This window comes from Chrysiogenia bacterium, from assembly GCA_020434085.1.
Taxonomy (GTDB): domain Bacteria; phylum JAGRBM01; class JAGRBM01; order JAGRBM01; family JAGRBM01; genus JAGRBM01.
The window spans coordinates 18,512-37,545 of record JAGRBM010000226.1; the positions used below are offsets into that span (position 1 = coordinate 18,512).

Annotated in this window: 19 protein-coding genes and 2 tRNA genes; 7 read left to right on the plus strand and 14 right to left on the minus strand. The window is 59.0% G+C overall.

Annotated elements, in window-relative coordinates:
* Both KDH09_07335 and KDH09_07340 read left to right on the plus strand, forming a co-directional pair.
* Positions 1–948: an alpha/beta fold hydrolase gene (locus KDH09_07335; protein ID MCB0219489.1), complete on the plus strand. Its 948-nt coding sequence runs from the start codon at positions 1–3 to the stop codon at positions 946–948.
* A 40-nt stretch (positions 949–988) separates the two neighbouring features.
* Entirely contained in the window at positions 989–2,791 is a 1,803-nt protein-coding gene (locus KDH09_07340) for a hypothetical protein (GenBank protein MCB0219490.1), read from the plus strand.
* Positions 2,792–2,886: 95 nt separating this feature from the next.
* Here the strand turns inward: KDH09_07340 and KDH09_07345 are convergent, their stop codons facing one another.
* Positions 2,887–3,438, minus strand: coding sequence for a hemerythrin domain-containing protein (locus KDH09_07345; GenBank protein ID MCB0219491.1), 552 nt, complete (start codon positions 3,436–3,438; stop codon positions 2,887–2,889).
* A gap of 93 nt (positions 3,439–3,531) precedes the next feature.
* Between KDH09_07345 and KDH09_07350 the strand changes: the two genes are divergently transcribed.
* Both KDH09_07350 and KDH09_07355 read left to right on the plus strand, forming a co-directional pair.
* Entirely contained in the window at positions 3,532–4,281 is a 750-nt protein-coding gene (locus KDH09_07350) for a Crp/Fnr family transcriptional regulator (protein ID MCB0219492.1), read from the plus strand.
* Positions 4,282–4,429: 148 nt separating this feature from the next.
* Positions 4,430–5,512: a helix-turn-helix transcriptional regulator gene (locus KDH09_07355; GenBank protein ID MCB0219493.1), complete on the plus strand. Its 1,083-nt coding sequence runs from the start codon at positions 4,430–4,432 to the stop codon at positions 5,510–5,512.
* Positions 5,513–5,553: 41 nt separating this feature from the next.
* Here the strand turns inward: KDH09_07355 and KDH09_07360 are convergent, their stop codons facing one another.
* From KDH09_07360 to KDH09_07415, 12 genes are all read right to left on the minus strand, one after another.
* On the minus strand, positions 5,554–5,799 hold the full coding sequence (locus KDH09_07360) for a hypothetical protein (protein MCB0219494.1): 246 nt from the start codon (positions 5,797–5,799) through the stop codon (positions 5,554–5,556).
* 206 nt (positions 5,800–6,005) lie between these two features.
* Positions 6,006–6,848 carry an ABC transporter permease subunit gene (locus tag KDH09_07365; GenBank protein ID MCB0219495.1) on the minus strand — a complete coding sequence of 281 codons (843 nt, stop codon included), beginning with the start codon at positions 6,846–6,848 and terminating at the stop codon, positions 6,006–6,008.
* Positions 6,845–7,327, minus strand: a complete 483-nt coding sequence (locus KDH09_07370; GenBank protein ID MCB0219496.1) for a hypothetical protein — start codon at positions 7,325–7,327, stop codon at positions 6,845–6,847. Before KDH09_07370 ends, KDH09_07365 begins: the two co-directional genes overlap by 4 nt.
* On the minus strand, positions 7,324–8,235 hold the full coding sequence (locus KDH09_07375; GenBank protein ID MCB0219497.1) for an ABC transporter ATP-binding protein: 912 nt from the start codon (positions 8,233–8,235) through the stop codon (positions 7,324–7,326). Before KDH09_07375 ends, KDH09_07370 begins: the two co-directional genes overlap by 4 nt.
* A 35-nt stretch (positions 8,236–8,270) precedes the next feature.
* Positions 8,271–9,719 (minus strand): nitrous oxide reductase family maturation protein NosD, encoded by a 1,449-nt coding sequence (gene nosD / locus KDH09_07380; GenBank protein ID MCB0219498.1) that lies wholly within the window; start codon positions 9,717–9,719, stop codon positions 8,271–8,273.
* A gap of 43 nt (positions 9,720–9,762) precedes the next feature.
* A complete protein-coding gene (locus KDH09_07385) occupies positions 9,763–10,458 on the minus strand; it encodes a cytochrome C (protein MCB0219499.1) in 696 nt (231 codons plus the stop codon).
* A gap of 49 nt (positions 10,459–10,507) precedes the next feature.
* Positions 10,508–11,035 (minus strand): cytochrome c, encoded by a 528-nt coding sequence (locus KDH09_07390; protein MCB0219500.1) that lies wholly within the window; start codon positions 11,033–11,035, stop codon positions 10,508–10,510.
* 100 nt (positions 11,036–11,135) lie between these two features.
* Entirely contained in the window at positions 11,136–13,151 is a 2,016-nt protein-coding gene (gene nosZ / locus KDH09_07395) for a Sec-dependent nitrous-oxide reductase (protein ID MCB0219501.1), read from the minus strand.
* 509 nt (positions 13,152–13,660) lie between these two features.
* Positions 13,661–13,737: transfer RNA gene (locus tag KDH09_07400), tRNA-Asp, on the minus strand.
* Between the two features lie 52 nt (positions 13,738–13,789).
* Positions 13,790–13,865: transfer RNA gene (locus KDH09_07405), tRNA-Val, on the minus strand.
* Between the two features lie 104 nt (positions 13,866–13,969).
* Positions 13,970–14,503 (minus strand): hypothetical protein, encoded by a 534-nt coding sequence (locus tag KDH09_07410; GenBank protein MCB0219502.1) that lies wholly within the window; start codon positions 14,501–14,503, stop codon positions 13,970–13,972.
* Between the two features lie 183 nt (positions 14,504–14,686).
* Positions 14,687–14,875 (minus strand): hypothetical protein, encoded by a 189-nt coding sequence (locus tag KDH09_07415; protein MCB0219503.1) that lies wholly within the window; start codon positions 14,873–14,875, stop codon positions 14,687–14,689.
* Between the two features lie 368 nt (positions 14,876–15,243).
* Between KDH09_07415 and KDH09_07420 the strand changes: the two genes are divergently transcribed.
* The 3 genes from KDH09_07420 (at position 15,244) to KDH09_07430 (ending at position 17,823) form a co-directional block, all read left to right on the plus strand.
* Positions 15,244–15,678, plus strand: a complete 435-nt coding sequence (locus KDH09_07420) for a hypothetical protein (protein ID MCB0219504.1) — start codon at positions 15,244–15,246, stop codon at positions 15,676–15,678.
* Between the two features lie 283 nt (positions 15,679–15,961).
* Entirely contained in the window at positions 15,962–16,939 is a 978-nt protein-coding gene (locus KDH09_07425) for a hypothetical protein (GenBank protein ID MCB0219505.1), read from the plus strand.
* Between the two features lie 80 nt (positions 16,940–17,019).
* Positions 17,020–17,823, plus strand: coding sequence for an arylamine N-acetyltransferase (locus tag KDH09_07430; protein ID MCB0219506.1), 804 nt, complete (start codon positions 17,020–17,022; stop codon positions 17,821–17,823).
* Positions 17,824–17,825: 2 nt separating this feature from the next.
* Here the strand turns inward: KDH09_07430 and KDH09_07435 are convergent.
* Positions 17,826–19,034, minus strand: a 1,209-nt coding sequence (locus KDH09_07435; GenBank protein ID MCB0219507.1) for an aldehyde dehydrogenase family protein, incomplete at its 5' end; no start/stop codon positions are given.

Below are 19,034 nucleotides of genomic sequence, written 5' to 3' on the forward strand. Positions count from 1 at the left end.
ATGAGCGTTTACAAAGATTACGATTTCACGTCTCATTCGATCGAGGTTGAAGGACACCTCATGCACTACGTGGACGAGGGAAGCGGCGAGACCCTTCTGTTTCTCCACGGAAATCCCACCTGGTCCTACCTCTATCGCCACATGATCGGCGCCCTCAAGGATCGCTACCGTTGCATTGCACCTGATCATCTGGGATTCGGCTTCTCCGACAAGCCGGCCAACGCCGACTACTCCATGCGTGCGCATGTCATGCGACTGGGCACATTCGTGGAGAAGCTCGGCCTGAAGGACATCACACTGGTCGTCCAAGACTGGGGTGGCATCATCGGCCTTTCCTGGGCCGTTCGGCATAAATCCCTAATCAAGCGACTGGTCATTCTGAATACCACCGGATTTCTTCCCGACATTCCCGGAGGATTCGCGGAGATGCGCCCGCTTCCCACGGGCCTGCTCATTCTTTGGGCGCTGAAAATCCCAGTCTTCGGTGAGGTGTTTGTGCAGGGCTTCAACGGCTTTGCCCGATTCCTTGTTCCCTACGGCATCGTCCACAAGGAACGGCTGAACAAGGAGGCCATGCGCGGCTACCTCGATCCCTACTCAACCTGGGGCTCAAGGCGCGCTCATCTTAAGAGCGTTCGCCAGGTGCCCCTGCTCCCCACCCATCCGACGGCAAAGCTTCTTCGGGAAACGGGTGCAGAGCTTGGAGGCTGGGAGGTTCCCACGCAGCTTATCTGGGGCATGAAAGACCCGGTCTTTGTCCCCTGGTTTCTTGAGGAATTCGAGAGACGCCTGCCCAATCATGCGCCCAGCTTGAAGATTCCCGATGCCAGTCACTTCTTGCAAGACGACCGCCCGGATCTGATCATCGACAAGATCGAAGAGTTTCTTGCCACCTATCCCACGCCCGACGCTGTGAGCGTCGAACCAACACTTGAGGCAACCGCTTGAGGGCCTTTTGCCAGTCCGGCAGGCCAAGGAGATCAACTCTATGACGCGTGTCCTACTTACCAACCCCTACGGCCCGTACGAACTCAAATGGGGCACGGCCCCCAGTGACCTGCTCAACGCGCGTCTTGGACGCGGGCACGGCGCTTTCGACATGAGCTCGCACCTGCCCACCTATCCGCTCTATCTCATTGCGGAAAATCTGAAGGTTCCAACAACCGTTCTCGACTTTCCGCGCTGGGACGATTTCATCCACGAGATTAAGAAGGGCTACGATTTCGTAGCCATCGAGCTCAAGAGCCTTCACGTCCGGCGCGTCGCCAAGATGATCGGCGCCATCAAGGAATTTTCCCCAAAATCCCAGATTGTCATCGGTGGGTACGGCGTCAGTGCGCTGGACGACCAGATGCCCGGCGACAAGGAAAACCTGCGGGACTACATCCTGGAGAATGCCGACCACCTGTGCAGGGCGGAGGGCGTTCGTTTCATGCGCGAGCTGGTTCAGGATACGCCGGTCGATCGGCCGGTCACGCAGTATCACATGCCACTCTCACATTTTAATCTGCCCGGAATGCAGAATCTCCAGATCCGCTCGCCGGCAATCCTCGTCTCGCTAGGGTGCCCCAATGCCTGCGAGTTCTGCAACACCTCCGCGTTCTTTCATTACAAGAAGCAGTACATCGCCGAGCCCGCGGAAGTTTATGGATTCATGAAGGCTCACCAGGCGCGCAGCGGTGGCGACACGCACAACTTCATCCTCTTCGATGAAGACATGTTCCTCAACCAGGAATACGTGCGGGAACTCGGCCGTCTGATTCGGTCGGACAAGAAGACCTGGGGCTTCCGGTGGGTCACTTTCGGCTCAATCAAGGCGCTCTCGACGTTTGAGCCCGAAGAGCTGCGTGCCTGCGGCGTGCAGGGGGTCTGGGTCGGCGTCGAATCAAGCATCGAGGAAGACGGGCAGAGCAAGTCGGGCTACGCCAAGCGGGCCGGAAAGAGCCCGGCGGATGTCATCAACGGCATGCGTGAGTGGGGAATCTTCACCATCGCCTCCACCATCGTCGGCTTCGATTTCCACGATCACGAGAATATCATCGAGGACATCGACAAGTTCGTGCAGCTCAAGCCCATGTTCTATCAGATCAGCCCTCTGACCCCGTGCCCCGGAACGCGCCTGTTCGAGAAAATGCAGGAAATGCACCGCCTCCATGACGACTACGACTGGAACGATTTTCACCTGTGGAAAGAGGCGCCCTACGATCATCCGGTATTCAAGGACGGCGACATCAAGCGCTACTACGACTACGCGCACGAGAAGCTGCGCACCAAGAACGGTCCGCCACTGGTTCAGCTCTATGAATCGACCATCATGGCCTATGGCAACATGCACAAGCTGGCCGATCCGTTCTTCCGCTACCAGGCAGACCAGGCGGCCGGGCTCATCCGGGCGCTCGGCATTTACATGAAGGCGATTGAAAACAATGCGCCCTCCCCCGAGGTTCGCGAGCGAGTCAGGTCGCTGCAGGCCCAGGCCGATCAGTTGATCGGGAGGGGATCGCTTCCCGCACAGTTGGCCCGTCAGGTGGCCGACGCGTTTGTGGGCTACCGCATCGGTCACGCTGTGCATGCCGGGCCCGCCGGGAGGGAGTACGCACCGCCCACGACCTGGACCTACTACGACAAGCCGGGCAAGGAACCGCGCGTCAAAGAGCGCCGCGAGGCCGCGGCCGAGTCGATGAGCAAATACCTCGCCCGCGGCTCGGTCGGTCCCCTGCACATCGAACTGCCCAAGCTCCCCAAAATGGCACTTACCAACATTCTACGGCAACTTCCGAGTCAGGCCTGACAAGACTATGGAATTGCCATGGACACACAAAACCCCCGGCCGGATGGCCGGGGGGTTTCATTTGTTGCTTCGGGTTCTTGAATTGGGCAGGCGATTCAGGCCGGGGGAGTAAATGCACAGTCGCCGATCTTCTCGGCTTCGACCTTCATTTCGTTCCACTTGTCCTTTTCGCTGATCGTCCGGACCGCCATGGGATAAAGAATAAGGTTCTCTTTGTTGATGTGATTGCGCAGGCTCGTGACAAGAGTCTGCGCCACGGAGTTGATGTTCCGCTGGAATGCGGAGAAGTCATCGGGAGATAAGTTGCCCGCTAGTTCCAGGAGGCGATGCTTGCCCGCGCGGAGTTCTTCGTGCTCGGCGCGCATGACATGCGGAGGACCGTAGACCCCGCGCGCCTCGAGGCGCTGGAAGAGCACCTCTTCTTCTCGCTGGTGGTGGGGTTCTGCCTCAATCAGGTGCTCGGCAACGCGATGGAGCCTGTCCGGCAGGTCTCCAGCTTTGTCAGGGGAAGTCGCTTTCTGGAGGGCCTCATTCAGGCTCTCAAGTTCGTCCAGAAAGCCCAGAATCACGTCGTGTTCGCGATACATGACCGCCAGCACATGATCCCCCTCGAGATCGCGGCGCAGCTTCTCACAGGCGGCACGCATTTCCGCCTCTGTGGCACCTCCGCACATTGCACACATAAGCCTGGACCCTCCCGGCGTCTCAACATTGAGATTACTTTAGACTGGGGCTGGTTAATGTCTTATGATCTGTATCAGGCGCGTTTCTTCCCCAGGATGAACCCGATGGAAACGTACAACCCCTCCGAGCATACAGAGTTCCTCTCTGGCGCCCCTTTGTTTGAAGACGTTGACCCCCGACTCATTCAAGAAGTCGCCGAAGGCTGCAGCTTTTCAGTTTTTGAACGTGGCGAACGGATTTTCTCCGAAGGAGATCCCCCGGCGTTCTTTTATCTTGTCGAACAAGGGTGGGCGAAAATCCTTCGGGAAGCTGCAACCGGCCGAAGCGTCCTGTTCGAGATCCTCACTCCAGGAGAAATGCTGGGCACCGTCGCGATCGTCAACGATCGCCCTTTCCCCGCAACTGCCATAGCGGCCAGCCACCTTCGACTTTTCACCATGCCGGGCCAGGATTTCGTCAAGCTCTACAATTCGAGCCCCACCATGCAGCGCAATTACTCTCGCGAGATCGGATCTCGACTCTGCGATGCGCGCGACTGGCAGACACAACTTGCCCATACGGTAGAGGGACGAACCGCACAGCTCTTCCTGCGGCTTGCCGAACGCATGGGCGTTCGCAAGAGCGGTGCCGTCTACCTGCCCCGCATCCTGACGCGTCAGGAAACAGCGGACATGGTCGGTACCACGGTGGAGACCGCAATCCGGATCCTCTCACAGTGGAGCAAGCAGGAACTCATGCTCAGCGAACCCAATACCTTCGTGATCAAAGATCTTAAGGGCATGGTGCGGCTCGCCCACGTACGCTAAGCGACGCGGCCCAGCTTCTTTTCCGCAAAACTCCCCTTGAGCCTACACCAGCGTAAGTCGTTCCCCTTATGCGTTTTCTCATATGGGCGGGCGCCCCCCGTGCTTCAAAGTGGACTGTGTCGTGGCCGTCAGCCAGTGGAGGCAACACATGTCCGTGAGAACACGATTCGCATCCGCCTCGCTTCATTTGTTTGAAGCTGCCGGTGAGCTGGTTCCTTTGCCGAAATCACTGCGCGAGCAGCAACAGGCTCTCCAGTTTGTCAGAACGCTGCAGGGCTACCAGGGCGCGGCTGCAATCGGTGCCGCCTCCGAACTGGGGCTCTTTCCCTATCTGATTCAGCCGCGCAGCTTGCAGGATATCTCTGAAGAGTTTGGCATGCCGGAGCCTGCAGCCAGGGTGCTGCTCGATGCCCTGTCCTCGGCAGGCATTCTGCTGCAGGACCGTGATGGACGCTGGGCCATGACCGGACCGGCGAGCAAGCAGCTTCTTCGTGAGGGATGGAGCGCCGTGCGTGAGATGATCAATTTCATGCTCGGGACATGGAACTATTGGTGTGAGCTCCCCGAAGTGTTGAAGGGCAATGAGGGTCACCCCACCCTCAAGGTATACAACCCCGCCAATCCGCTGATGGCCGAATACGTGCGCATGACCACGGCCATGCTTGCCGGCCCCTCCCGCGAGCTTGTCAGGTCGATGGACTTGAGCCAGGTCAGGCGAATGATCTGCGGCACCGTCGGCATCAGCTTCGCAGCGGCCGTCACACAGGCCAACCCGGAGACGGAGCTGGTGGTTTCATGCCTGCCGCGCCTGATCGCCGAGCTGCCTGCGGCGCTGAAGCAGTTCAAGGTGCGTGAGCCTGTCGAAATCATCGAAAACTCCGGCGATGCCGAGGAAGACAAATGGGGCACAAGTGAGAGCTATGACCTCGTTTTCCTTGCCCGGAAGTTTGCCTACTGCGGGCCGCAGCATGGGATCGACTATCTGAAGAAATCCATGAAAGTCCTGTCACCCGGGGGCTATGTTGTCCTCTGGGAGCCCTTTGCGGACAACTACGAGCTGGTGCCCTGGATGGCCACTAACATCGCGCTAGTCGATGCCATGTTGGGGGAGCCGCAGCCGCTGTGGAAGACGACGGACGTTGCGACTTTCGCCGAAGACGCTGGTTACCAGGTAGAGATTCACAATGTGGCGCGCGGATCAACGAGCTTTGTCGTCGCGCGCCGCCCCTGAATGCCCGCCACTGCCATGTATCTAAACCCCTCGGAAAGAGCTCACGACGGGCTGGCCGGCATTCCCATGGTCTCTGAAACCGCTCGCACGATTTCTTCAACCGGTGTCCCTGATTCATAAGCGACGTCCGCCAGTGACAGGCGATGCGCAATCATCCTGCATTTGGCAGCACTGCGCAGCGACTCAAGATGTGGATCAAACCCGATCAGCACTTCCAGCGCCTCGGGGCACATCAGCAGCAGCGTTGCAACCCTTGTTCTGCTCGAGATTTCCAAGGTTTCAACCACGCTACGGCCCCCCTTCCATTCGGGCTCCCTACGCGCAGTTACTGCAATCTGATCCTCTGCTGTTGAGCATATGCCAGACGACGCGACCTAACTATGATATTTCTCACAGCCCTGATAACACGGGATACATAACATTTGCTTGACCTATAATGAGTCGTTTCCGAATTCTGAAGTGATGATTGCAAAAGTGAAGGAAAGAGTTTCGATTACGCGAGCAAGTCGCTTCGCTTGAACTGGCTCCACGCACCCCACATCATGCCGAAGCCGAGACAAGTCGGCCAGAGAGCCCCGATCACAGCCAACCAGCCGATGCCCAGTCGATTGGCAAGGAAAAACCCGACGGGGCCCAAAATGTTGAGCTCGGGCTCGGCCGAAGAAAGCAGCAACAAACGCGCGCATTCGACCGGGTTTACCACCGCGAGCGTGAAGACGGCTGCCGGCTCAATTCGCCACTGGAGCATGAGCGCGACAATCGCAAAGTCGAGAAATGCGATGCCCAATGCCCACACGACCAACGCATAGATGAGGCTGCGCGACTGATTCTTTCCAAATACGGAGATCATCATTCCAATTCCAACGAACGCTATGATCAACGTGCTCGCCGCCAGCAACATCATTCCCAGGTAGTTCCAGGGAAGCTCTCCCCCCAGGATCGGCCCTCCAAATATGGCCATCCCGAGTGCGAGGAGGATCAGCGGGGCGATCAATGCAATCATTCGGCTCAATGCGACCCCTGCAAAATAGTCGAAACGCGAGACCGGCTGGCTCATCAGCAGCTCGAGCGAGCCGTCCTCGCGCGCGCGGGGCACGACCTGAACCGTCGCACTCAGGGCCAACAGCGGAAGAAGCGCAATCAGAGCATGGGAGAAGTTTAGTAACACGCGGCCAAGCCCTGTAAAGCCCAGCACACTTGATTCACGAAGCCCCACCAGTACAAAAATGCCGACGAGCACGCCGTAAACAATCAACGTCATGGCGAGCCACCTGGAGCGACGGATTTCCGCGAACTCCAGCCGGGTCACCTCGATCAGTCCGACGAATCGCTTCACTTGGCAGCTCCGGCGTGATGATGCATGGATTGCATCGGGCTCATTGCACCCGAGTGGCCGCGCCCCTGGACTGCGTGTCGCGCTTCCTCGAAACTCATTGCATTTGCGGTTTCAGAGCGATCAACTGCACCGATGCCGTATCCCATCGGGGTATCCTGCTCAAGATGAACGAAGCCGACTATAGCCTGCGTCAGCCATTCGTCCTTTGCATGGTGGTGGAAGTAGATTTCCTTCACCATGGGTTTGTTTGCATCAAGGTAGCTGAAGAGACAGCCCGGATCGTCAAAATCGAGTACGTCTCCGCTGTCTGTTTGAAGCTGCACGGCGAAATGAGGGTCCCCGATGTGCATGTGGCAATGTGCACACGCCTCCTGATCCCAGGCAATGGGACGAACCCCCTCTTTCGGCTGCTGCAGGTAAAAAACAATGCCGACGACCGCGACGAGAACAATTACCCCTGCGATCACAAAGTTCTTCATGAGTGTTCCTTCTCGCTCGCAGGACTGCCATTGCCATGAACGATCTGCAATTCGTGCAGATCGTTCACAATAAGATCTTCGATTTCACCGCCCCAACGAGTCATCAGTTCCCGCACGGCATCAAGCTTGGTCTGCCATTCAACAAAGACCGTATAGCGATTACCAGAGAGCTTTCGAAAACCACGTTCCGCCAACCATGTCGCCAGTTCCCCGGACGGCTCGCTCACCCGGAGTTCAATCACCGCGCGTCCCAGCGAGGCGACAAACTGCTCGACCGGCCCATCCGCCACCAGGCGCCCGCCCTCGAGTGCCACGACCCTACCGACGAGGTGGCGCACTTCCTCGACCCGGTGACTGCAGAGCACGAGTGTCGTGCTCTCCGAAAGCTCGCCACATAGTTCAAAGAAATGCCGCCGCGCATCGGCATCGAGGCTGGCAGTCGGTTCATCCATGATGAGGAGATCGGGCTCAGTCGCAAGCGCGAGTGCAATCAGCAGCTTTTGCTTCATGCCGCCCGACAGGTCCCTGAATGGTTTTGTTTCGTGCTCTGCCGGGCGAAATCCCAGGGTTTCGGAGAGCCCGTGGACGCGATCCTTGTCGATCTCCCGAATGCGACAGATGGTCTGAATGAGTTGGCCGACCGGCACCCCGAACTGCGGCGCGATCTGCGGCACGTACGCGACATTCCTGGCGAGCTGCTCTCGTTGCGTGAACGGAGACGAGGAGCCGACCAGAACCGCTCCTTCCGCCCCCAACATGCCCATCAGGACGCGAAGCAAAGTGGTCTTGCCCGAACCGTTGGGACCGATCAGCGCAACCCGCTCGCCTGTCTCGATGCTCAGACACAATCGGTCGATCGCCGGAGTCTGGCCGAAGCGTTTGATCAGGTTTTCTAGCTCAATGCGCATTCACTTGTCCGCTTCGGGGCACTCCCCGTCAATTCTCAGTATTTGCTATGCTCTTCTTCGCTACTGCTTTGCGCCTGCTCGGCATTGAGAGCTCCCGCGTCGCCCTCGAGTGCAAAAATCCCGCGCCTGTCCAGAATCGATTTAACTGTCGGCGCGGAGCCAGAACGGTCCGCCTGCTTGATCAAAGGCTGCTCGTCTTTCATCAAAAGTTCCGGCTGGTACATGGGGACCAGGCGCGACGAGGTCTCCAACAGGAACATCGCCAAGGAGCCCGCAAATAGTTTCAACTGAGGGTAACGGTTGACGAGGGCATCCACAACCGAACGAAGCTCAAACGGGACGTCTCCGATTCCGTCGCCGTCAAAGTCATAGCCTTCATAAAGATCATAGTAGTTCCGTGTCCACTCCACCCCAAGCGCATCACCTCCGCCTTCGATGCTGATCAGGCGCAGGTTGTCCTTGAGCGTATTGGCCACGAATTCATTCTGATGGGGGCTGCTGTGAAAGGTGATACCAATATCACCAAGCCGAACCTCGTTGTGCGCAAACAGGTTTCGATCGTCCTGATACAGCGGTGAGTTGTCTAGATAGATTCCTACCGAGTTGTGAATGTAGCGATTGCCCACGACTTCCAGGTTTCCGGACTCCTTGAGTCCGAGCCCCATGCCCGCCGCACCTGCCGCATCGGCAAAAAGATTGTTCCTGATCAGCAAATTGCGGCTGTACATCACGAACACACCGACGACGTTCCCGACGAAATGATTGTCCCGGATCACATTCCGGGAGCTGTACATGAAATGCGTCCCATAGCGCCCGTTCGACACCTGATTGTCTCGAATGATGTTTTCTGGAGAATACCAAACCACCATATCCCGGCACTGATCGAGCCGATTGCCGGAGATCAAAGATTTTCTGGTTTCCCATAGCCGGATGCCGTCGCCCCGCATCCCCAGCGCCCGCTTCCCACGACACACAATGGAAGTGTCTTCAATGCTCAGGTGATTGACCTTCTGGGAAGTAATACCAAACAGGACATCCTCGATGACAAGATTTTGAATCTTCACGTCGTTCGATTCAGAGACAAAAATTCCCGCGTCCTGCGCGACGTAGTCCTGTCCGCTTCCCGTGATCGTAAACCCGTCCAGCACGACATTGTCGGCTTTGATGAAGAACGTGGAGCCTCGATCCGGGTTGTGAATCACCGCGTCGCGCGGCCCGCTGATTGTCAGGGACTTGCTGATTCTGAATGCGCCCTGGAAAGTGCCGGAAGCAAGGCAGAGCCGCTCGCCCTCGGGTGCGGCGTCGATTGCCGATTGAAGGTCCTGCCGGGATTGAATCGTGCGACAGGCGCTCCGGGCTCCGCCCTTGTCCGCCGGATGCCGGGCTCCGATCGGCTGGGATTGGGCATGCAACGCGCCAACAACAATATTGAACAGACCAAGCAGCCCGCTCGCGGCAGCAACCAGGAGCTTCCCCCGACTCATCGTGTCGACTCCTTCGGAGATTCGGCTGTTCAGAAGGCGCGCGCTACGCCTTCACCCGGTCACCCTCTTCGGCACCAGAAGTGGCAGAAGTCCCACCGGAACCGACCGTCATGTTCGGGCACACGAAGTGACATTCGTGTCGAAGCCTGCATCCCCAGCAAATCCGTCGCTTGATGTACCACGCCACCGTAATCACCACAAACCCAAGCAGCGCCAGATAAAAACCGGCGGCCGGCGTGGCAATCGTTTCGAACTGGCCGACCGCCCCCTTTCCCAGGAGTGTGGGAGTAAAAGGCGCGATGGTAATCGGGGCTCGCGGATCCAGATGGTTCCCAAACTGATAGAGCCAGTAAAAACTGTCCCCGATAAAGGCAAGGGGAAAGACCAGGCCCGGCGCGAGCGCCAGCCACGAATACTTGCGGCTCGGCACCAGCACGAATACCAGCAGGCTCACACAAAGCACGCCGACAGCATACGGGGCGATCGCGCGCTCCAAAACCGCAGCCTCATCCAACGAGCGCATGCCGATGTAATGGTTAAGCCCGCTGACTTCACCCACATCGCCTTCGAGATGGTCCAATCCGATCTGGATTCTCAGTCCCTGAGGGTACTGCGGCGCCAGCAATGTGAAGTTCCAGTAGGGAAGAAAGAACGATGCGACATAGATACCGATCGCCAGACAAACAAGGCCCAGAACGATCAGACGTTGTTGCTTTTCCTTGTCGGCATGTGTGCTCATCGACTCGGCCCCAAACGCGCGCGCCCCATCGACACCGCAAGCCCCGCCATCACTTGGCCGGCGGTTTCTGAGTTGCAAGATATGCGATGATCGCCTTGGTTTCGTCAGGGGTGACCCCTTGATTGGCCATCGGCGTAAAATGCGTCGCGAGCAGTTGCTTTGCGACCGGATCCTTCTCCAGCATCATCTCCGGATGCTGGATCATGCGGGCCATCCATTTGACCGTGCGGCGCTCGGTCACTCCGCCCAGAGCCGGGCCGACCAGCTTCATATCCATACGATGGCAGGCAACACACCCCTTTGACTCAAAGAGCCCCTTGCCCTTCTCAATCATCGCCGGATCCGTGGAGATTTCGTCGACGCCGCCGTAGGGAATCGATTCAGGGCCATCGGGACCAACCTGCGGTTCCGCAGCCGGCTCGGCCTTCTTCGCGGCGGCCGGTGCTGTGGCCTGCGCCTTGGGCTTCTCTTTCTCTTTTGGCGAACTGCTGCATCCAAACGCCCCCGACGAGACGAAGACAGCTACCAGGGCCATCACAAAATAAGAGCTGAAGCGATTCCGGTACGAAATATTCATTGATCAATCCTTAATCATCGTCGTGTTGTATTCCTGCAAAGATGCCACCGATCCCGGTTCACGGAATCGGCGGCATGCATCGCAAATCCAGGCTGAAAACTTAGCTGCCTTCCTTCGGCTCCACAAGCAGATAGCCCGCCATTTCCAGATGCAGGGCACTGCAGAACTCCGTGCAGTACATCGGCCATACGCCCGGCCGGTCGGCCTTGAACGTGATATTCACGTGTTTGCCGGGCTCCAGGCTGGCGCTGATATTGTGGCTGTTGATCGTAAATCCATGGGTTGCATCCTTGGCCTGCTCCACGTTTGTCAGGTGAAGATGAACGACATCGCCCTCCTTGACCCGGATCAGATCGGGCGTGAAGTGCGACCGGATCGCCGACATGTAGACATGCACGCCATCGGCCTTGCGCTCGATCTTTTCTCCGCCGGGCGTGACGGCATATGGATCCTTCGCACCCGTTACCGGGTTGAATCCCATCGGATAGATTTCTTCGGCATGAATCTTGTCGGCCTTGATGATCTGCGCATAGTGCGGCTCACCCAGGGGAAGCGGCATGTCATAGAGCAGTTCCATTTTCTCACCAGTAATATCGATGAGCTGGAAATTCTGCGGAAGCAGAGGGCCAACATTCTGGAAGCGGTCAACTGCCCACTTGTTCATCGAAACCAGGTAATTGCCGTCCGGACTGACAGTATCACCTTCAGCCGCCGTAATGTGGCCCACGTTGTAGTGCACCGGAATCTTGTCGATCAACTTGAGGTCCTTGAGGGACCACTTGGCAACCTTCGACTCGATAAAGACGGACGTATAGACGTTGCCCTTCCCGTCGTACTGCGAGTGCAGCGGGCCCAGTCCGATCTCAACCTGGCCGCGAATGGACTTTTCAAACGGCAGAATCGGAACACCGTAGGGATCCCTGCCGGCATAGTCCTTGTTCTTGATCAGTTCCTGAATCTTGGCGAAGTTGTAAACCGTGCCATGGGTGTCGAGTTTGCCGCTGACCACCATCTCGGTACCATCGGGGGTCACGTCCACGCCATGCGGGCTCTTGGGCTCCGGAATGAAGTGAAGAAGCCCCTCGTCGATGGCTGTCTGAAGACGGATGACGCGCATGTCCGCGATCTTTTCCGTCTTCCCGGCCGCGGCAACCTTCTCCGCGGCTTTCCAGTTGATCACATGGAGATAGTCCATGTCGTTCTGGGAAGCGCCGGATTCCATGGGCGGATTGCCATCCAGAATGCCCCCCCACGAACGCTCGGTATTGAAGGAGTTGATGAAGACCCACCCGTCGGACACGAGCTTGCCGGCGTCCGAAAGATCCTGTGAATACGGGGGCAACTCGATCGCGAAGGAGTTCTCTTTCTCGATCCGGCCCTTCTCGCGATTGAACTTCCAGAAGATTACCGCGCCACGGTATTTCTCGTTGTATTCCTCGATCGGCGCATATGCGAGGCCAAGCGGCGCAGGATACTGCGCGCCCTCGACCACGTAGTCAGTATTCGGCGTCACGAAGGCTCCGCCATGCTCCGAACGCATGAGCTCGGAACCGACGATCTGTTTGGTCGCAAAGTCCTTCAGATCGATTACCGCAATGCGCGGATTGGCCTTGTCATTGACGAACAGGAACTGGCCATCGTAATCGCCGGCTGTTTCGCTCAGCGCGGGGTGGTGCATGTCCGCCCACGTGATCTCGCGACCGTATTTCTTTCCGCCTTCAAGAATCTTCCCGGACTCATCCCCGTATGCATAGCCCTGCCACGGCTCGGGAGTGAAAACACCGATGTATTTGAGGATGCGCATACTGGGCAGTCCGATCACGATGACATTGCCCACCTGACCGCCGGAGGCGAACAGCAGATAATCATCATGTTTGCCCGTGGGCATGAACGTCTTTACGGCAGCGCGGACGTCAGCCTCGCTGAGTCCGCGTTCCTGCATGATTTGCGCGACGGTCTCCGAGGCCCCGCCGCCGGCACCGCCCTCGTTGGCCGCCTGGTGCTGTTCACATGCACCGACCATCACCGAGAGCATCAGGGCTGCCCCGATGAGTCCGGTTACGACCCCCCGACGTGACTTCCGAGCCGCTGTCTTATTCCCTTTTTCCCGGTTCATCCCTCTTCTCCTTCGCCAATCTCTAATTTCAGTTTCGAAACACGATAGCAAAACGGGAGCATCCCCGCACGCCTGCCTTGGCATTCATATTCGCGGCCATGATTCCGATGGGAAGCGGGGCCTGAAACCATTGAGCTAAATCCCTGTTTTCCCGGGGAAAGAGGACCAAAGCAGCAGTTGCAGCCCACTTTTGCCGCTCCCCCCGCCCCCGATTTGCTACCATCTTCTGGACGGCCAGCCCAGTGAACCACAAGCGCAAAATTTCTACCTATGACAAGAATCATAGCCTATACCACACGCGGCCGCGGCCAACTTCACTTGATCTATTCCTGGCCGGCAATGTGGTGGGCTTTTTCGGTGCCTGTGGCAACGGGTAATATCGCGGTTTGGCAGGCAATAGCTCCTGACCTCCCACGCTCCATCGGCCCCGCACACTCCCCCGCGGGGATTACACACTGAATACACACCTCTCGGAGAGTGCCACGGAATGCATTTTCGGGGGGTGAAAGTGGCGGAGCGGACGGGACTCGAACCCGCGACCTCCGGCGTGACAGGCCGGCGTTCTAACCAACTGAACTACCGCTCCAGCGGTATCGATCTTGTGCGACGGCGGACCCGGGAGAGAGCCTTTGTGCCGCTGGTGGGCGGTACTGGGCTCGAACCAGTGACCCCTGCCTTGTAAGGGCAGTGCTCTCCCAGCTGAGCTAACCGCCCCAGGTTAGGGCGCCCTTTTTACACCTCAGGCATTTGGGTGTCAACGCGCCAGAGAGCCTTTTTTGGGGGGCCTGGACGATTTTTGGAGGATGTCTGCGCGCGCCTTATTGCGGGTAGCGCGCGGCCAGTTCGGTGCGCCGGTTCCAGCGCTGCCCATCCCATTCGTGAAGCTGCACATCGCCGGAGATGCGCACGTAGAGGGCGAGGTTCTCCCCCTGGTTCGAGCGCAGATAGATCAGACCGGGGAATCCCTCAAGCAGACCGCCACCGAACAGGAGTGTGTTGTTTTCAAAAGTCACGCCGTCGTCGGCAACGGCCAGGTTCGTTCCGTCTTCGAGGAGCAGGCTTGGGAAGGGCTGCACTTTCTCGTCGTAGCCGAAGGTCAGCGATCCGGGCAGGGAGAGCTGTGAGCGCGGGGCTGCAGCGCCGCCGGGCTCGCCCTCAAAGAAGGCGACGCTTCGCCCGGCCGGATCAAAAGCCAGGTAGGCATTGCCCGACTCCACCGAGGCATGACGGGCGCTCAGCACGAGCTTTTCCAGCGCGTGCGCGGTTTCCTGCAGCTCTACCTGGGGGCGATACTCGTAGTAGTTGGGCATCGCGAACAGACCCAGGATCACCAGCAGAACAAGGGGCGCCACCAGCTCCAACCAATGAAGCCGGGGCCCCGGCCAAGGACCCGTCTCGTTCATGGCTTGAGAGATAATCGATTTGCAGGGGGGTGTAAATCAAAAGGGGGCGCAATGCGCCCCCTGTGTGGATTCAATCAGGTTGGTTCGAGTGGCCTGCTCCCACCTTCATGGGGAGGGCTCACCTCGCGGCGCTCAGGCGCTCTGGCGGTAATCTTCAGAGTCGTCGTGCTGGAGCTGGCGGCGAAGCTCACTGATGCTCTCGCGCAGGTCCTTGCCCGCTTCACGGCAGGCGCGGCGACGGTTTCGGGCGCGCGCCTTGGCGTAGCGCTCCATGCGGTCCCCATACTCATGCGGCTTGCTGGTTTCGTGTTCGGCGGTCATGGCTCAATCCCTTTCTCTACCTGGGCTTCCTGCGGCGCTTCACGCATCCGCACGCGTCGCCTGAGCCTTTCTATCGCAGGCTCCATACCAAGTGCCCCATTCCAGCCGCGTAAATGAATGTAAAATGAAATCCTTTGTGATATCAAGGAATTAGAGCTGACCATCGGTCATCCGTTCGATGCCGCCTTTCCCGGGTGGCAGGGAATAAAGCGCGACAGCTATGAACTTTTTTCATACTTTGCCGGATTTGGGCAGTCTCACGCGCCCAAAAATGGGGTTGCCCCCCGGCGCTCCCGTGACCCATTCTGCCTGAAGAGCCGGCCTTGGGCCGCTGCCCCGTGAGCCACCTCCAAACCGAAGGGAACGACATGGCAACCAAGAAAGCAAAGAAGGCACCCAAAAAAGCAGCCAGGAAGGCCGTGAAGAAGAGCGCAAAGAAAGCGCCCAAGAAAGCCGCGAAAAAGAAGGTCGCAAAGAAGGCTCCGAAAAAAGCTCCGAAGAAAACCCAGAAGAAAAGCGCCATGAAAGTACGTGCGTCGGATTCCCACCTCCAGGAAGAAGTACGCGAAGTTGTGGAACGACAGACCGAAGAGATTCGCGTCGCGCTCGAAGAGCTTACAGAGGAGTTCCGCACCTTCCGCACCGGCCTCTCACGTTCATCACGTGCGCTGCTCCAGGGCGTCGTGGGTTTCCGCGATGCACTCAGCAGTGTCTCGCCCCTCAACGCGCAGCCGCTCAAGGATGCGGCCCGCCGTCTCACCGAGGGCGTGCAACGCTTCGTGCGCTTCATTCAGGAGCGCTGAGTAGCGCTTACCCTGCGAGGGGTCCATCGCATTTGCGGGCAGGCCCCTCGCACTTTAGAATTGCAGTGATCCTGACGCATTTCGTCGCAGGATTCTTGATGGCCAAGGGGAACGCGCCCGTGGGGACGGGCCTGAAAGGGGAGCCGCATTGCGCGTGCTTGTCGCCAGATCGTTGTGGGTCGCGCTGCTGGGCGCAGCTTTGCTCTGCCATCCCGTCGGCGCGAGCACCCTCGCCCGCGCCCAGGATGCCCCCATGCAGGCCGCCCCGGATCCCGGGGAAAGCGTGGCAGAATCACTGCCAGATGCCCCAACTGCTGAACAACCCGCTCCCGAAGAACAGACCGCGGAACCGGATGATCTTGAATCCGGCACCCGCATGGCAGCCGCTCCCCAGCCGGCACCCGGCGTGGAGTCTCAGGACAGCGTCGAAGACGAGAGCCCGCCTGAGCCCGAAGAACCCGAGAACGTCGACTACTTCGCCTACATTGAGCGCATCGACGATTTCGTTCGCCTCTCCGACCGGGATCAGATGAGTTTCGGCAATGTCAGCGAGCCCACCAAACTCGAGGGCGACTACAACCTGCTCACCCCGCGAACCGGCGGTGCAGTGATCCGGCTTCCCGGCGGTGCGCACGTCAAAATGGATCCCGATGCACAGGCTTCGTGGCTGGATGAGGAATTGATCCTCCGCAAGGGCTTTTTTGAGATTGAGGCGCCGACTCTCTATTTCGTTCGCTATGCAACGCAGGAATCCTCCCTCGGAGGTTCCCAGCGCGGCGCCGCGAAGTTCGCGACGGTTTCCCGCACGCTCGATGCCTGCCAGCAGTTCCTGCAGGCCGTGCAGAAGAGCAAATTTCAGGTGCTCATCCGTCCGGGCTCGGACATCGTCATGGAAGTGATTGACGGTGATGTTCGCAGGGGGCGTGAGCTCATGCTCCCGCCGCGCACCGAGGTCGCAGAAGGCGTCGGCAGGGAACTGATGGCACCTGAGCCGATGATCCCCTTCGGGGGCCACACTTTCTACCGACCCATCGACGAAATGGCCTTCATCGTTCAGAGCGACCCGGGCCGCGCGTGGATTTTTGAGTTCTCCAAGGAAGAGAACTTCGCCGAAATCTTCTGCCGCGTTACCAGCCCGCGCAACTCGATCCGCATCCCGCCTTTCGACCACGCCGGCCTCTATTGGTGGCGCGTCGCGCGCGTCAATGCCGACGGCCTGCGCACCTTTTTCAGCGAGCCCTGGGACTTCGAACTCCAATAGTTGCCGGCAGCCATTCGCTGTGCCGCCCGGTTCCAATGCAGGGCGCACCGCACCCGTTCGTCCGTTGGGAGGAGTGAGTTGTGAGTGAAACCACCTTTGACCTGAATGCCTACCTTGAGCGCATTGGCGTGGAACGCCTTCCGGCGAACTTGATAGAAAAACTGCATGCCCTGCACCGCGCGCAGGCCTACGCCATTCCCTTCGAAGTCTTCGACATCCATCTGGGACGGGGCGTCTCGGTCGCGCCGGCGGAGATCTTTGACAAACTGGTCGGCAAACGCCGCGGCGGCTACTGCTTCGAACTCAACACCCTGCTGGGCGATGCGCTGGAGGCCGCCGGCTTCGAGGTGCAGCGACTGCTTGCCCGCGTCCTGTTCAAGCGAGAGTCACCGGGCCCGCGCACTCACATGGTCCTCGTCGTTACCGCTGAAGGGAAGCGCTGGCTCGCTGACGTGGGCTTTGGCGGACCGGGCATCGTGGATCCACTCCCACTGGAACCCGGTCGCGAATCCGAACAAGCGGGCGCAAGGTTTCGGCTCCGCGAGGATGCGCGCTACGGCCATGTTCTCGAAAGAGGGGATGCAAACGGATGGGCGCCGCTCTATGCCTTCAATTTTGAATCGTTCACCAGCGACGACGTCGTCGTGGCCAACCACTTTACCTCGACGCACCCGAGCTCGCCCTTTCGCGGAATCCGGATGTGCGCCCTGCCCTCGCCCACGGGCAGAGCTACCCTGGCCAATTTCGAGCTGAGTCTTCACCGCCACGACGGCACGAGCCAGACACGCACCATTGAGCCCGGCGTGCCATACCTGCAGATGCTCCAGGAGAGCTTCGGTCTGATTCTGGACGCCGATTACGAAGACCTGGCGCCGCTGAAATAGGGTCAGGTGAGGATCGCCTTGACCTCAAGGAACTCTTCCATCCCCAGCTCGCCCCATTCGCGGCCGTTACCCGACTGCTTGTAGCCGCCAAAGGGGCTGGCAAAGTCCGGCCCGGCCCCGTTGACGTGGACATTGCCGCTGCGAATGGCGCGGGCGATCTTGATGGCGCGGTCCTTGTCCGCCGAAGAGACATAGCCCGATAGACCGTAGGGCGTATCGTTGGCGATACGAATGGCGTCAGCATCGTCCTTGTAGGGAAGAATCGCCAGCACCGGGCCAAAGATTTCCTCGCGGGCGATGGTCATCTCGTTGTTCACGTTGGCGAAGACAGTCGGCTTAACGTAATAGCCGGTCTCCAGCCCTTCGGGCTTGCCGGTACCACCGCAGACGAGCGTCGCGCCCTCGTCGATTCCCTTCTGAATGAGGCCCTCGATCTTCTCCCACTGCGCCTTGCTCACAACCGGTCCGATGGTGGTGGCAGCGTCATCGGGCGCGCCTGGTTTGACCTTCGCGGCGGCTTCCTTGGCGATCTCAATCGCATCGTTCATCCGGCTCTCGGGAACCAACATGCGCGTGGGCGCATTGCAGGACTGGCCGCTGTTGGTGAAAACGGACTTCACCCCGCCGGCAACGGCCTTCTCGAAGGCCTCATCGTCGACGATGATGTTGGCTGATTTGCCGCCGAGTTCGAGCGCCACGCGCTTGATCGTATCGGCCGCAGCCTTGGAAATCAGCTTTCCGGCGCGGGTGCTGCCGGTGAACGAAACCATGTCGACATCGGGATGCGCGGTGAGCGGCGCTCCCACACCCGAGCCGTCCCCGTTGACAAGGTTGAACACGCCCTTGGGCACGCCGGCCTCATCGAGAATTTCGGCAAGAATGCACGCGTTGATCGGCGCGATCTCGCTGGGCTTGAGGACCATGGTGCAGCCTGCTGCCAGCGCGGGCGCGACCTTGCATGCGATCTGATTGATGGGCCAGTTCCAGGGAGTGATCAGCGCACAGACACCAATGGGTTCACGCACAAGCAGCGTCTTGCCCTTCTGCTCTTCAAAGGAATAATTCTTGAGCACGTTGAGCGTGGTCATGAAGTGGGCCAGGCCCGCCGTGGCCTGCGCCGCCTGCGAGAGTTTCATCGGAGCACCCATCTCGGCACTGATGGCCTTGGCGATCTCCACCATGCGCTTCTGATAGGCCGTGAGGATCGCCTG

Coding starts and splice junctions, on each gene's coding strand:
- KDH09_07335 (MCB0219489.1), top strand. CDS start 1: ATGAGCGTTTACAAAGATTACGATTTCACGTCTCATTCGATCGAGGTT.
- KDH09_07340 (MCB0219490.1), top strand. CDS start 989: ATGACGCGTGTCCTACTTACCAACCCCTACGGCCCGTACGAACTCAAA.
- KDH09_07345 (MCB0219491.1), bottom strand. CDS start 3,438: ATGCGTGCCGCCTGTGAGAAGCTGCGCCGCGATCTCGAGGGGGATCAT.
- KDH09_07350 (MCB0219492.1), top strand. CDS start 3,532: ATGTCTTATGATCTGTATCAGGCGCGTTTCTTCCCCAGGATGAACCCG.
- KDH09_07355 (MCB0219493.1), top strand. CDS start 4,430: ATGTCCGTGAGAACACGATTCGCATCCGCCTCGCTTCATTTGTTTGAA.
- KDH09_07370 (MCB0219496.1), bottom strand. CDS start 7,327: ATGAAGAACTTTGTGATCGCAGGGGTAATTGTTCTCGTCGCGGTCGTC.
- KDH09_07375 (MCB0219497.1), bottom strand. CDS start 8,235: ATGCGCATTGAGCTAGAAAACCTGATCAAACGCTTCGGCCAGACTCCG.
- nosD (MCB0219498.1), bottom strand. CDS start 9,719: ATGAGTCGGGGGAAGCTCCTGGTTGCTGCCGCGAGCGGGCTGCTTGGT.
- KDH09_07385 (MCB0219499.1), bottom strand. CDS start 10,458: ATGAGCACACATGCCGACAAGGAAAAGCAACAACGTCTGATCGTTCTG.
- KDH09_07390 (MCB0219500.1), bottom strand. CDS start 11,035: ATGAATATTTCGTACCGGAATCGCTTCAGCTCTTATTTTGTGATGGCC.
- nosZ (MCB0219501.1), bottom strand. CDS start 13,151: ATGAACCGGGAAAAAGGGAATAAGACAGCGGCTCGGAAGTCACGTCGG.
- KDH09_07415 (MCB0219503.1), bottom strand. CDS start 14,875: ATGACCGCCGAACACGAAACCAGCAAGCCGCATGAGTATGGGGACCGC.
- KDH09_07420 (MCB0219504.1), top strand. CDS start 15,244: ATGGCAACCAAGAAAGCAAAGAAGGCACCCAAAAAAGCAGCCAGGAAG.